The 14,057-nt window shown below is 36.4% G+C and carries 16 protein-coding genes; 10 read left to right on the plus strand and 6 right to left on the minus strand.

Annotated features, from left to right (window positions below; translation table 11 throughout):
• Window positions 1-117: 117 nt before the first annotated feature.
• The 5 genes from PFY09_RS16445 to murI all read left to right on the plus strand — a co-directional run bounded on the left by PFY09_RS16445 (window position 118) and on the right by murI (window position 5,488).
• The gene (locus PFY09_RS16445; protein WP_271160389.1) at window positions 118-1,221 is read left to right on the plus strand and encodes a PASTA domain-containing protein; all 1,104 of its coding nucleotides are present in this window, start codon (window positions 118-120) and stop codon (window positions 1,219-1,221) included.
• Window positions 1,222-1,294: 73 nt separating this feature from the next.
• The gene (locus PFY09_RS16450; protein ID WP_268052862.1) at window positions 1,295-2,368 is read left to right on the plus strand and encodes an RluA family pseudouridine synthase; all 1,074 of its coding nucleotides are present in this window, start codon (window positions 1,295-1,297) and stop codon (window positions 2,366-2,368) included.
• Between the two features lie 51 nt (window positions 2,369-2,419).
• On the plus strand, window positions 2,420-3,370 hold the full coding sequence (locus PFY09_RS16455; RefSeq protein WP_116547704.1) for a PorP/SprF family type IX secretion system membrane protein: 951 nt from the start codon (window positions 2,420-2,422) through the stop codon (window positions 3,368-3,370).
• 52 nt (window positions 3,371-3,422) lie between these two features.
• Window positions 3,423-4,547: a radical SAM family heme chaperone HemW gene (hemW, locus tag PFY09_RS16460; protein WP_271160390.1), complete on the plus strand. Its 1,125-nt coding sequence runs from the start codon at window positions 3,423-3,425 to the stop codon at window positions 4,545-4,547.
• Window positions 4,548-4,657: 110 nt separating this feature from the next.
• The gene (gene murI, locus PFY09_RS16465; RefSeq protein WP_271160391.1) at window positions 4,658-5,488 is read left to right on the plus strand and encodes a glutamate racemase; all 831 of its coding nucleotides are present in this window, start codon (window positions 4,658-4,660) and stop codon (window positions 5,486-5,488) included.
• Window positions 5,489-5,791: 303 nt separating this feature from the next.
• Here murI and PFY09_RS16470 read toward each other — a convergent pair whose 3' ends face one another.
• Window positions 5,792-6,391: a nitroreductase family protein gene (locus tag PFY09_RS16470; RefSeq protein WP_271160392.1), complete on the minus strand. Its 600-nt coding sequence runs from the start codon at window positions 6,389-6,391 to the stop codon at window positions 5,792-5,794.
• A gap of 79 nt (window positions 6,392-6,470) precedes the next feature.
• On the opposite strand from PFY09_RS16470, the gene PFY09_RS16475 reads away from it, so the two are divergent.
• Window positions 6,471-6,827: a winged helix-turn-helix transcriptional regulator gene (locus tag PFY09_RS16475; RefSeq protein ID WP_271160393.1), complete on the plus strand. Its 357-nt coding sequence runs from the start codon at window positions 6,471-6,473 to the stop codon at window positions 6,825-6,827.
• Between the two features lie 18 nt (window positions 6,828-6,845).
• On the opposite strand, the gene PFY09_RS16480 is transcribed toward PFY09_RS16475, so the two are convergent.
• The 4 genes from PFY09_RS16480 to PFY09_RS16495 form a co-directional block, all read right to left on the minus strand.
• On the minus strand, window positions 6,846-7,430 hold the full coding sequence (locus PFY09_RS16480) for an RsmD family RNA methyltransferase (RefSeq protein WP_087705788.1): 585 nt from the start codon (window positions 7,428-7,430) through the stop codon (window positions 6,846-6,848).
• A gap of 71 nt (window positions 7,431-7,501) precedes the next feature.
• Complete coding sequence (locus tag PFY09_RS16485) at window positions 7,502-8,218, minus strand: DUF3822 family protein (protein ID WP_087705790.1); 717 nt, start codon at window positions 8,216-8,218, stop codon at window positions 7,502-7,504.
• Window positions 8,219-8,236: 18 nt separating this feature from the next.
• Entirely contained in the window at window positions 8,237-8,731 is a 495-nt protein-coding gene (locus PFY09_RS16490; protein ID WP_076393067.1) for a Smr/MutS family protein, read from the minus strand.
• Between the two features lie 81 nt (window positions 8,732-8,812).
• Entirely contained in the window at window positions 8,813-9,310 is a 498-nt protein-coding gene (locus PFY09_RS16495; RefSeq protein WP_271160394.1) for a metallophosphoesterase family protein, read from the minus strand.
• 493 nt (window positions 9,311-9,803) lie between these two features.
• On the opposite strand from PFY09_RS16495, the gene PFY09_RS16500 reads away from it, so the two are divergent.
• The gene (locus PFY09_RS16500) at window positions 9,804-11,348 is read left to right on the plus strand and encodes a serine hydrolase (RefSeq protein ID WP_271160395.1); all 1,545 of its coding nucleotides are present in this window, start codon (window positions 9,804-9,806) and stop codon (window positions 11,346-11,348) included.
• A gap of 471 nt (window positions 11,349-11,819) precedes the next feature.
• Here PFY09_RS16500 and PFY09_RS16505 read toward each other — a convergent pair whose 3' ends face one another.
• Entirely contained in the window at window positions 11,820-12,299 is a 480-nt protein-coding gene (locus PFY09_RS16505; protein WP_076393059.1) for a SixA phosphatase family protein, read from the minus strand.
• 114 nt (window positions 12,300-12,413) lie between these two features.
• Between PFY09_RS16505 and ruvX the strand changes: the two genes are divergently transcribed.
• From ruvX to PFY09_RS16520, 3 genes are all read left to right on the plus strand, one after another.
• Window positions 12,414-12,830 (plus strand): Holliday junction resolvase RuvX, encoded by a 417-nt coding sequence (ruvX, locus tag PFY09_RS16510; protein ID WP_116098477.1) that lies wholly within the window; start codon window positions 12,414-12,416, stop codon window positions 12,828-12,830.
• Window positions 12,827-13,399, plus strand: coding sequence for a peptide deformylase (gene def / locus PFY09_RS16515; RefSeq protein ID WP_271160396.1), 573 nt, complete (start codon window positions 12,827-12,829; stop codon window positions 13,397-13,399). Before ruvX ends, def begins: the two co-directional genes overlap by 4 nt.
• A 77-nt stretch (window positions 13,400-13,476) precedes the next feature.
• A complete protein-coding gene (locus PFY09_RS16520) occupies window positions 13,477-14,037 on the plus strand; it encodes a DUF5606 family protein (RefSeq protein WP_271160397.1) in 561 nt (186 codons plus the stop codon).
• The last annotated feature ends 20 nt before the right edge of the window (window positions 14,038-14,057 follow it).

The raw sequence follows: 14,057 nt of genomic DNA on the forward strand, positions 1-14,057 counted from the left end.
ATACAACGCGTAAACCTAAAACCTGAAATTTTAAAATCAAAAGTGAAATGTGTTAAATTAAAAGCACATTCTAAAATTATTAGTTATATTTGCTGTCTAATTATAGTCATTTTAAGTATGCTTAAATCACTTTTCAATTGGAAAGTTTTACTGAACTTAGTCGTAGCCATCGGTGTTTTTGTGGGGTTGGTTTGGCTTACGTTTCGTTGGTTAGAATATCATACCAATCATGGTCAGGAAATTCCCGTTCCAAATATCGTTAACAAATCTGTACAGGAAGCCATCAAAATATTGGATGATTCGGGATTGGAATATGAAGTGGACAGTTTTAATTATGATCCTAAATACAGACCTTTTCAGGTTTTACAGGTGTATCCCGTTCCGGGTTCCCGTGTAAAAGACGGAAGAGCAATTCAGTTAAGAGTAAATCCAAGAACTTGGGCTAAAGTTGAAGTTCCGGATGTAATCAATAAATATTCAGGTCTTGCTTTCCAGCGTCTGGAACAGGTAGGTCTGAAGGTCGGAGATACCATCTATGAGCCAAGCATTCAGAAAGATGCTGTGATCCGTATATTATTTAACGGAAATGAAGTAAAACCGAAAACAAAACTGGCAAGATTCTCTACGGTGGATGTCGTGATAGGTTCCGGACCAATGAGAAACATTGCGATTCCTAATGTTGTAGGATTAACGGTGAAAGAAGCGAGACAGGTCATTGCAAGAAGTATGTTTGAAGTAGGTCTTGTGGATCATGAAGACGGAAGCAAGGACGAATCCGATGTTATCTATTATCAGGATCCTGCAGCCGGAGATGTTCGGGATCAGGGAATGCAGATTGACCTTTGGGCGAGTAAAAGAACCCTTGCAGAATTGAGCGCTAAAATAGAACAGTTGAATTCTACCTACAGAATGAAAGTAGATACCGCTTTGCCTCCGATTCAGTATCAGGAAATGCCAGTTCGTCAGGAACCTTCACAGGACGTTCCTCCACCACCTGTAACTCCGAGAAGAGAAAATCCTAAACCGTCCACAGATGCGGTAAAGACAGATGCTTCTAAAGCTACTGTAAAGCCCGCTACATCGGTAACTGAAAATAAACCAAAGACTACTACTTCCAATACAGGTAGTAGTTCTGGTAATAATACATCAGCAAATAAACCTGCTGCTGCAACACAAAAACCTGCAGAAAAGCCAAAAGCTAAAAAGGTAGTTGTAGAATAAAACGATAATTATTATAAAAAATACAGGCTTCAACTTTCATTATGTTGAAGCCTTTTGTATAAAAGATAAAACAATGGCAGAAGATAACGAAGATTTTTTGGACGAAGAATTATTAGATCAGAACAGTATTGATAATCTTGATATTGATGAGGAAAATAAAGGACTGTATGAACATCTTAACATAACGGTAGACAAAAGTCAGGAACCATTGAGAATCGACAAGTTTCTGTTGATTTTCCGTCAGAATTCTTCCAGAAATAAAATTTCACAAACCTGCAGAGCGGGAAATGTTATCGTAAACGGTGTTGCGGTAAAACAGAATTACCGTGTAAAACCCGGAGACCAGATTTCTGTACTTTTGGCACATCCTCCGAGGGAAAATGTTATCATTCCGCAAAATATTCCTATCAATATTGTATACGAAGATGATGATCTTATCGTTGTAGATAAAGATCCGGGAATGGTAGTACATCCGGGATTCGGAAACTGGGACGGAACTTTGGTGAATGCTTTGGCGTATCATTTCGAGCAGAATGGCGAAAAATCCGATCTCGACAGGGTAGGACTGGTTCACAGAATTGATAAAGACACTTCCGGATTACTGGTTGTTGCAAAAAACGAATATGCGCTGAGCTTTTTGGCAAAACAATTTTTTGACAGAAAAACGAAAAGGTTATATTGGGCATTCGTTTGGGGCAATGTGCAGGATGATGCGGGTACAATAAAGGGGCATATCGGGCGTCACCCGAAAAACAGGATGCAGATGCATACGTATGAAGACGGAAGCCAGGGAAAGCATGCCGTAACGCATTACAAGGTTTTAGAAAGATTTAAATACATGACCTGGGTAGAATGTAAGTTGGAGACAGGAAGAACCCATCAGATCAGAGCACATTTCAAACATATCGGTCATACACTGTTTAATGATGAAAGATATGAAGGACATACGCCTCTCCGTGGAGTGAATCTTCCTAAGTATAAGCAGTTTATAAAAAATGTGTTCGAAATTTTGCCCAGACACGCGCTTCATGCCCATACTTTAGGATTTATACATCCCACTACCAAGAAGGAATTATATTTTGAAAGCCCAATGCCGAAAGATATGGCGGATGCTGTAAAAAAATGGAGAAATTATTTAGAAAACTAAAAATATATTGAGAATTTTTTTATATTTGTTGAATTGAAATCAAGATTTGTTATGAGAAAACTATATGCTATCGTATGTTTAGCTCTTTTGTCAAATGCATACAAAGCACAAGAAACTTTACCGTACTATCAACAATATCTTTTAGATGGTGAGTTTTTGTTCAACCCGGCACAATACGGAAAGACCGACTATGTGCAGCTTAATCTTAACTATCAGCAGCAATTTTCGAAGTTCAGTGAGTCTCCAAACGTTCAGTCGGTAGGGATCAACGCGAACATCTTTGATAGAGTGGGAGCAGGTTTGTCTGTATTCAGAGACAGCAACGGTCCTATTTCTGCGGGCGGTATTACAGCGGGTGCTTCATATTTTATTCCTCTTAGCAGCGACGGAGACAGAAAAGATCAGTTCTCTTTCGGTACAAGCGTTAGCTTCTACAACATGAATTTTGATTATTCAAAGATTAACACGCAGGATGCTTCAGATCCATTATTGCAGGGAAGTGAAAGTAATATTTTCATGGCGTATGCAAACTTCGGAGCACAGGCTACTTACAGAAATATTTTTGCAGGAGTTTCCGTTAACGATATTGCCCTTACCAACGATGAAGCGATCGTAAACGGACGTGAGCCTTCTCCAATCAAGTTTTTCTTAAACTTAGGATATGACTGGCATATTGGTGATAATATCTATTTCACGCCTTCAGCATTAATCAACCTGAATACGAACTCTACAAGAACGATTGATTATAACTTAATGGCAACGTTCTTCAACGATATCAATGCATTCTCTTTCGGGGTAAGCTACAGATCTGTTCAGAACAGATTCGACAGCCAGCAATTACAGATTGCTCCGGTTGTAAAAGTAAGATTCAACAAATTTATGATTGGAGCTACTTACAACTTAGGTTTGTCTGATATTCAGGAATATGGAGGAAACAGCTTCATGATCGGGTTAGGATATAACTTCGATAACTTCATTAACCACAGAGGTTATAGATATTAATTGATTTAATTTAAATAAATTTGAGCTCTGAATTTTTTCAGGGCTTTTTTTTATGATTTACATTCACATTCCGTTTTGCAAGCAAAAGTGCAGCTACTGCAACTTCCACTTTTTAACATCTTTAAATTTTAAGGATGAAATGCTGGCTGCGATGAAGAAAGAAATCTTTCTCCGAAAATATGAATTGCAAAACAAAAACTTACAGTCACTCTATTTTGGTGGCGGAACGCCTTCCATTCTTTCGCCGGATGAAATCAAATTTTTAATTGATGAGGTATTAAAACATTTTACTTTTGAAAAGGATATCGAAATCACTTTAGAAGCAAATCCTGATGATCTGGATAAAAACTTTCTGAAAGGACTGTCGGAATCTCCGATAAACAGATTATCAATCGGGACCCAAAGTTTTTTTGAAGAAGATCTGAAATTAATGAATCGGGCGCATACTGCAAACGAAGCCGAAGATTCCATCAAAAGAGCGCAGGATTTTGGTTTTGAAAATTTAAGCATTGATTTAATTTACGGTTCGCCAACTTCCAATCTGGAAATCTGGAAAGAGAATTTAAATAAAACCATTGCGCTTGAAGTTCCGCACATTTCTTCTTATGCTTTAACGGTTGAGCCGAAAACGGCTTTAGAAAACTGGATCTCAAAAGGAAAAGTAAAAAGCCCGAAGGAAGAAGAACAGAACAGAGAATTTTACTACTTATCGGATTTTCTGAAAGATAATGGTTTTGAGCATTATGAAGTTTCGAATTTTGCGAAACCGGGTTTTTATTCTAGACACAATTCTTCTTACTGGAAATATAAAGAATATCTGGGAATTGGTCCTTCTGCACATTCTTATAACGGCTTCGATGTGAGAAGCTGGAATGTCGCGAACAATCAGCAGTATATCAAAAAATTAAATTCAAATCTTTTGGCTAAAAAGGAGGAATTTCTTTCTCAAAACGATCAGTTTAATGAAATGATTATGATTGGCTTACGAACAATGTGGGGCGTTGATCTGGGAAGCTTAAAAGAAAAATTTAATGACAGCATTTTAGAACATTTTCAGAATGAAATCAAATCAAGGCTGGAAGAAGGAATTCTGGTAACAGAAAATAACCACCTTAAAATTCCGGAAAAACACTGGTTTATGGCAGACGGAATTGCTTCGGATCTGTTCATCGTCTAAGATGAAAGTCTAAAGCCGGGAGTCGGAAGAACGGTTTGTGAAAAACTTATAACATCCATCTTCCTGCATCCAACAATTTCACTATTTTTGTATAAAATTTCAGCTCAATTTTGAAAACTAAAAAGCAAGATTATTCGCATCTTTTCCCAAACCAGCCTATCGGAATTTTCGATAGCGGAGTGGGCGGACTTACGGTTGCCAAAGAAATAAAAAGACTTCTTCCAAACGAAGATCTGATCTATTTCGGCGATACCAAACATCTTCCGTATGGTGAAAAATCGAAGGAAGCGATTATCGAATATTCTACAAAGATCACCAATTTTCTGTTGGAGCAAAACTGTAAAGCGATTGTTATTGCCTGTAATACAGCAACGGCAAATGCGCTGAATGAAGTGATGCTGTCTGTTGCAGGAAAAGTTCCTGTGATTGACGTAATTAATCCGGTTGCAGAAAAAGTTTCCTATGAAATTCATAATAATGTGGGGGTCATCGCAACAAAGGCAACGGTGAATTCAGGGTTGTATAAAAAAAGCATCAGAAAGCATAATAAATGGATCAAGGTGGATGAACTGGCAACACCTTTATTGGTTCCTGCTATTGAGGAAGGTTTTAAAAATCACCCGATTACCCATGCAATTATATACAATTATCTGAGCAACAGTAAATTAAAGAATATTGAGACTTTAATTTTAGGTTGTACGCATTATCCGTTACTGATAGATGAAATCAAGCAATATTACGGAAACCGTGTCCGCGTAATTGATTCCCCGAATATAGTCGCCAATCATTTAAAAATCATTCTGGATAAGTATCATCTGCTGAATGAGCAGAATCCAAAACCGAATTACCATTTCTATCTTTCGGATTTAACGAAAAACTTCGAAAAAATCTCAAAAAAATTCTTCGGAAAAACAATCGATTTAGAATTGAAAGTATTATAAAAAGTAAAGCTGTCTCCATCTGAAACAGCTTTTTTTGTACATCAATCTGTAATTTTTATCAGCTTGATTTGTCATCCTGAAGGATCCAAAACAATTCATAAAGAAAATATTTCGGTCGAGATTTCTGCGGAATGACAAAACAGGTGTATTAATACTATTGAGTAAGCAGAAATAGCCCCGATTGAAGTTTTGTTTGAGCTCATTTATTACTTTTTGGGCTGCGGCAGCGAAGCTGCCGCAGCCCAAAAAGTAATAAATAGCGAGTACGGAAAGCGGGAAAAAGCTCCCAAAATATAAGCTCTATTAAATTTCCAGAATTACATTTTTACTTTCCAGTCTTCTTTTCGGGGTATGAACCGGCTGGTTTTTGTCGTCTTCAGACTTTACGCCAATCACTACCGCAAAAACACTTTCGTACTTTTCGTTCTTTAAAATAGAATCATACTTTTCAGTTTCAATTCCTTCCATCGGAGTAGAATCTATTCCCATATCTGCACACGCAGAAAGCAAAACGCCCAATGAAAGATAAACCTGATGTTTCAGCCACGATCTGATCTCGGCCTCTCCTTTCGGTTTTACAAAAGTTTTATAATAAGTTACCGAACCTTCCGGAAGATTTTCTTCAATCTGCTTTTCAAAATCTTCAGGATTTTTAAGTGCCTGAAAAACGATAAGGTGACTTCCGTCCAGAACTTTTTCTTTGTTAAAATAAGAGGCTTCGGCAAGCTGTATTTTTGTTTTAGGATCCGATACAAACACAAAATTCCATGGCTGACTGTTAATGGAAGATGGACTTAAATGCAGAATTTCTTTAAGCTGCTGAATCTGTTCTTCACTTATTGTACCTTGAGGATTATACTTTTTTACGGTATATCTCGATTTCATTTTTTCTAAAAAGTTCATAATTTTTATACTATATTTTTTATAGTTGCAAAATTAATGTATGTTTGATATATTTGCAATAACGGTCTAAAATGATAGTATGAAAAAAACGTATTCCATAGATAATAAAGAATATCCGTGCTGTACAACAGTTACCATGAGATTTATCGGCGGAAAATGGAAAGCCGTGATTTTGTTTTATCTGATTGATGGGGCAAAAAGATACAACGAGCTAAGAAAATTAATTCCCACAATTACAGAAAGAACGTTAAGTTTACAGCTAAAACAGCTTGAAGAAGATCATATTATCGACAGAAAAGTGTACACAGAAAAGCCGCCTTTAATGGTGGAATACACTTTAACAGATTTCGGAAAAACGTTGCTTCCTCTTTTAAAAGAAATTGCAAAATGGGGTGAAAGCGCAGTTGTTTCTTCTGAAAAAGTGAAAATTGTTTAAAACAAAAAATCAGGAAAATTATTCCTGATTCTGTATTTCTGTAGTTTCTTCCTTATTCGGTTCAAAAAAGCTGAAACTTACATTTCCGTATTTTCGGGTATCGATTAAATTCGGATGATCAAATTTCATTCGGCTTTGGTGTTCTATCACTAGAATTCCGTTTTCCTTCAGATATTTATTGTTTAAAACCAGAGAAATAATTTCCTGATACTTTTTTTCTTCCATTTCGAAAGGAGCATCGGAGAAAACAATTTCAAAAGATTTTTTGTTTCTGAATTTCTTCAGCCAGTCGAATACATCACCCCGCTGAACATTTACCTGCAGACTGAATCCAAGTTCAGAAGCGGTAGAATTAAGAAAAGACGTATGTTTCGGATTCATTTCTACGGACGTAATATCCTGACATCCTCTTGAAGCAAATTCAAACGAAATAGAACCGATTCCCGCAAAAAGATCCAGTACGGAAACCGACTGCATATCGTAGGTGTTTTCCAGAATACTGAAAAGTGCTTCTTTGGCAAAATCCGTGGTCGGTCTTACATCAAAATTCTTCGGAGCGGCGATTTTCTTGGCTTTCCATTTGCCGGATATGATTCTGTACATAATTGATAGGTTTTAGATTGTAGGTAAAAGATTGCAGATAAACTAAAACCTGCTATCTGATCTTCTGCAACCTAATTTAATATAAAATTTTTAGAAGGAATATTATCAAATACAATTTTCAGATTCTTTACGAATTTCTGAAGCTCTGAAATAAAGGTTTCATTTTCAGTAGTTTCTCCGTACGCGTAGAAATTGGTTTCATTGATTCCGAAACCGATTTTGCTTAACGTAAACATCACGAAATAAAGAAAATCTACTTCAGAATTAACGTCCAGATTGTTGTATAAAATAATTTTTTTGTTGTCTATCGCGAAAAACTCACACTGGTTATGATACAGGTTGATGTGAATTTCTTTGCTGTTTTTATTATTGATGGAATTTAAAAACTTTTCACCGGAAAAATTAAACTGAACAGGCAGCGCGAGTTCTTTAATCTTTTTGTAAAAATGCTTCGGGAATGTATAATAAAACTGAATTTTAAACTTTTCATTAATCGAAAGCATCAGTTCTTCTTTCTCTTTATCCACAGGAGCGTTGAAGGCGATAAGATCGAATCCGGCTTCATGCTCCGAAAAACCTTCCGGCATTAGCGTGAAATGATTGAGTGCGGAAATCACATGGATCTCATCAAATCTCTGCAGAAGAAGCACTTTATCCAGCATATCCGAAATAAAGTTTTCCGGAGATTCTTCATCCACGAAATACGACTTCTCTTCCACAATGCTCTTATTTTTAGCAATCTGGTAGATTAATCCGTCTTTGGTAAAAAGTAAATTAAGTATATTCATAATTTGATTCCTGCAAATTTAGTGAAATTCTACCATTACCGCACCCGATTGATGATGAAGTATTTCCTTATTATAAAAATCCACATTCGTCTGGCTTTCCAATGTATCGAATACCATTTTCTGCAAAACTCCGTCTCCGATTCCGTGTACGATTTCCAGCCTTTTCAGATTGTGTTTTCTGCAAAAGTTGATGGTTTCCACCAATCTTTCTTTTTGGATGAAAAGTCTTTCAAAACTGGTGTAATCATTTGGATTTTTAACTAAATTATGAAAATGAAGATCAAGAACCAAATGATTTTTCTGATGTGCTTTGGAAATTACCTTTTTCGGCTCCGCTTTTTTTATGATAGGAGTATTTTCATAAAAATCCGAAATTTTCGGAACCAGTTTCTCCTTCGGATATTGATGCGTAAAACCGTATTCATCTTTAAAAACCACGATATTTCCCTTCACGGAAGTTACCACCCCGCTTAAATCTTCATCTACTACAGAAACTTTATCGCCTATTTTCATAGTACTGTCATTGCGAGGAACGAAGCAATCTCTTATTATTCTTAACTCCTCAATTTTTTTCTTAATGGTTTAAAAATTATTTTAAAACTTCGGTCCCAATTCAATAACCTCCAAATCCTTTATTTCCGTATCATCGATTACAAAACGCATCATTGTCCGCATTTTATGCCATCCCTGTTTTCCGCACGCTCCGGGATTCAGGTGGAGAAGATTGTTTTTTTCATCAAACATTGCCTTCAAAATATGCGAATGTCCTGAAATAAACAGCTTCGGAGCTTTTTCAGCAATCTCCTGCTTTGCCAAAGACGTATATTTTCCGGGATAACCACCGATGTGAATCATCAGAACTTCTACATTTTCGCACATAAAACGACTCACTTCCGGAAATTCAGAACGGATTTTCGCATTGTCGATATTTCCGTAAACCCCTTTCAGTGGTTTTATCTTTTCAAGCTGCTCAATTACATCCATACTTCCGAAATCTCCGCCATGCCAGATTTCATCAACCTGACCTGCATATTCTAAAATACGGTCGTCGATATAAGAATGAGAGTCGGAAAGAAGCAGGATTTTCGTCATTATTTAAAATTCTCTGCAAAGATAAGATTTGAAATTATTTTTTCTTAAGATTTATAAACATCTTTAATGTTAACTGTTATTATTTGAGGCTTGTAATGATATTCATTAATAAAAACTTGTTTAAGCTTTTTTACCACAAAAGATGCAAAAGATTTTAACACTTTAGTTTTTTAAGTTTACTACTTAAATGAAAAAAAAGAGCATATAAGTTAAAAAAATCAAAGATTTTCTTTTTGCAGGATTTTAAAATTAGTTTAAACCAAATTGTAATTTTAGTTTCAGAACTGTCATTCAGAATGAAATTTTGCGAAACATTATGGAATGAAGAATCTTTTGCAGATAAGTCCTTTTTAAATTTCAGTATTTTGTTTCGAAGAATCAATACAAAGTAATAATTAAAGCTTTAAATAAAAGTTTAAACAGACTTTTTGTTATTGAGTATAATATGAAAAGTTTAAACCGCATTATTTACTACATTTGAAAAAAATTAAAAATGAAGCAGAAACTTTCTTTTTTCCTTCTTCTTTTATCGGTTGGGATTGCGAATGCGCAGGTTGAAGAGAAAAAACTGGATGAATTGGTCCAGAACACTTTAAAAACTTTCGACGTTCCGGGAATGTCGGTTGGTGTGATTAAAGACGGAAAAGTAATTTATTCCAAAGGTTTTGGGGTACGTTCTTTAACTTCCAAACAACCGATGGACGATACTACATTGGTCGGAATCGCCTCCAATTCCAAAGGTTTTACCTGCACCGCTTTGGCAATTTTAGCAGACGAAGGAAAACTGAACTGGGAAGATAAAGTTTCAAAATACATTCCGGAATTTCAGATGTACGATCCGTATGTTTCGCAGAATGTTACTATTAAAGATCTGGTGACACACAGAGCCGGATTAGGTTTGGGACAGGGAGATTTAATGTTCTTTCCGGAAGGCGGAAATTTAACGGTAAACGATATCGTTCACAACGTAAGATATTTAAAGCCTGAAAATCCTTTCAGAACAACTTTAGACTACAATAACATCATGTTTATTGTAGCCGGAGAAGTAATCCACAGAGTTTCAGGATTAAGCTGGGCAGAATTTATCGAGCAGCGCATTATGAAACCTGTAGGAATGACATCCAGTTTCGGAAGCTATAACAGAGCCAAAGCTGTTGCGAACAAAATTGACGCTCATGCACCGGTAGACGGAAAAGCTATTGCCGTTCCTCACGACTGGAACGAAACAGCCAACGCAGCCGGAGGAATTATGAGTAATATTAAAGACATGACGACTTGGGCAGAATTCCTGTTGAATAATTTCACAACGAAAGACGGTAAAAAATTGGTTTCAGATAAAAATGTTCAGCAGTTGTGGAGTTTACAGATTCCGAGTGGTGTGGCGGCGAAAAATCCTTATGATACCAGTTTCTACGGATACGGAATGGGCTGGTTTTTAAGCGATGTGAAAGGTCATAAACAAATTCAGCATACAGGAGGACTGATCGGAACGGTAACGCAGTTTACGCTGATTCCGGATATGAAGCTGGGAATTGTTGTTTTAACGAATCAGCAATCGGGAGCGGCTTTCAATACGATTACCAATACCGTGAAAGATTCTTATCTGGGAATTGCAGACCGCAACTGGCTGAAAACCTACGGCGACCGGATGAAAAAAATGGAGGAAAGTTTTGATAAGCAGAAAAAAGAAGCTTTTGCAAAATCTGAAACATTTAAAAAAGATAAAAATTTACAGCCAAAACCGGAGCAGTTTGTAGGAATGTACAACGACCAGTGGTTTGGTGATGTGGAAATTGCGCAGCAGGGAAGTACCTACAGAATCTCATGCAAAAGTTCTCCACGCCTGAAAGGAGAACTTCTTCCGTATTCCAATAATTCTTTCATCATCAAATGGGACGACAGAAGCTACGATGCCGATGCGTATATCATTTTTAATTATGATGAAACCGGAAAAGCACAATCCGCAAGATTAAAAGCAATTTCAGACGTTACAGATTTCAGTTTTGATTTTGATGATCTGGATCTGAAAAGAAAATAATTCAGGAAAAATCATTCAATATGATTATCAATAGGGACGGGCTTTTGCTCGTCTTTTTGTTTTGAAGTGAGAAAAGGGCTTAGCCAAAATTATTGATTAAACTAAACTTTTTTATTTAACTTCTAAAGGCACAAAAAAGCTTTTAACACATAAGTCACAGAAGAATTTTTTAAACCATTGAAAATATTCAGAACATATTAGAAAAAAATCAAAGATTTTTAAAAACTAAAGTGTTCTAAAATATTCGCAAACCTTATCTTTTATCTTATGTGACTTAAGTGTTAAAAAGCGTGTGGCTATATACTCATCGAACCCTCAATTTAAGGTTAAATTTGAAATTAATTAAATATAGTATTAAACCAAAAATTGATCCTTCATAAATTCACTTATCTACATTCTAAAACCACCCCGTCAAAAATTCTTTCGAATTTTCGCCACCCCTCCAAAGGAGGGGAATTTTTTTCAGACGATTTATTTAATCTTTCCCGGATCGTAGAAAAACAGCAGCTTCTTTTTGGCTCCGTCGAATTCCGACCACGAATTGCAGTCGATCTCGAAACCGGCAACACCGCAGGTTGGAAAATGGAAAATATCTTCGGAAATGGAATTCGCAAAATTGGAAATTCCGTTGTTGTGAGAGAAGAAGGCAACCGATTCGTGGCTGTCGTCCAGATCGTAGATTACGGATTCGAAATTGCTTTCGGAAGGATTATAAAGTTTCTCATTCGTATTAATGCTGATCTGGTAAGTCTGGTTGAAAATTTTGCACGTATTCAGTGCGCGTACTGCGGGACTCGATACAAAGTAATCGATCGCTACGTTATTGTTTTTCATGAATCGGGACATATGCATTGCTTCTTCCAAACCCTTGTCTGCCAATGGTCTGTCAAAGTCTTCCGTTTCTTCCGGCCAGTCGCTTTTCGCATGTCTTACGAGGATGAGTTTCTTCATAATTTTGTTTTTGAATAACTAAAATTATAAAAAAATTAGCGGATTAAAACATTGATTTATAAAAAAAACTGTGTTTGGAATAAAATCATTAAAATTTACTAAATTTGCAAACCTATGGGACAAATCCTTGCAATAGACTACGGAAAAGCTCGTTGCGGCATTGCTGCGACGGATGATATGCAGATTATTGCGAGCGGTCTGGAGACGGTGCAGACTTCATTAATTATTGATTTTCTGACGAAATATTTCGGTGAAAATCGGGTGGATGAAGTGGTAATCGGTCTTCCGACAGATTTAAAAGGGAATGTATCCGAAGTGGAAACAGATATTTTAAAATTCATTGAAGTTTTTCAGAAAGAATTTCCGATGATAAAAGTACACCGCTTCGACGAGAGATTTACCTCCAAAATGGCTTCGTTTTTTATCTCCCAAAGCGGAAAGAATAAAAAGAAAAGACAGGAAAAAGGATTAATAGATAAAGTAAGCGCAACCATCATATTGCAGAATTTTTTAGAACAAAGAACAAGATGATTTTACCGATAAGAGCCTTTGGTGACCCAGTTTTAAGAAAAGTAGGGAAGGATATAGATAAAGATTATCCCGAGCTACAGGAATTGATAGGCAACATGTTCGAAACCATGTACAGCGCCAACGGAATTGGTTTGGCTGCTCCACAGATCGGACTGGATATCCGTCTTTTTGTGATCGACGTAAGTCCTTTGGCAGAAGATGAAGATTATGAGGATATTAAGGATGAACTGGCAGAATTCAGGAAAGTATTCATTAATGCCAGAATTCTTGAAGAATCCGGAGAAGAGTGGAAATTCAACGAGGGATGTCTTTCTATTCCGGATGTAAGAGAAGACGTAAAAAGAAAAGGAACCATCGTGATCGAATATTATGACGAAAATTTTGTAAAACATACAGAAACTTTTTCCGATATTAGAGCCCGCGTAATTCAGCATGAGTACGATCACATAGAAGGAATTTTGTTTACAGACCATTTAAGCGCCTTGAAAAAGAAGCTTGTAAAAGGGAAACTGTCGAAAATTACTCAGGGTGATGTAAGCATCGGTTACAAGATGAGATTTCCAAAATAAAGTTTGAATTAAAATAAAAAGAATATTAAATAGCAAAAGGCGGAATGCCGATTGCAGAATTTACAAAAAATAAAATTATGCTGTTAGAAAAAATAATTTCAATTTCAGGAAAACCAGGACTTTTCAAATTAGTTTCACAATTAAGAAACGGATTTATTATTGAAGACGTTACCACGAAGAAAAAAGTAAGCATTGGAAACTCCAGTCAGGTAAGTTTGTTGGATAACATCGCGATGTTTACCTTTGATAAAGAAGTTCCGTTGTTCGAAGTTTTTGAAAATATTGCTAAAAACTACGATTACAAAGAAGCGATCCACCATAAAGCAACAGATGCTGAACTGAAAGAATTCATGACGGCTTCTCTTCCAAACTACGATACCGAAAGAGTATACGCTTCAGACATCAAAAAACTGGCGCAGTGGTACAACATCCTTCAGAAAGCAGGATACATTACTCCGGAAAGCTTCGTAAAAGCAGAGCCTGAAACTTTAGAAGGTGAAGCAGCAACAGAAGAAGTAAACGTAGAAAAAGAAGCGCCTAAAAAAGCGCCAAAAGCAGAAAAACCTACAGCTCCAAAAGTGAAAGCTACTTCTGCCGCAAAATCTGCTCCTAAAAGCACGCACAGAAAGCAAGGATAATTCATTTACTTGAATTTAAA

Origin of the sequence: Chryseobacterium gambrini (genome assembly GCF_027920505.1) — a bacterium.
In the GTDB taxonomy this organism is placed as follows: domain Bacteria; phylum Bacteroidota; class Bacteroidia; order Flavobacteriales; family Weeksellaceae; genus Chryseobacterium; species Chryseobacterium gambrini.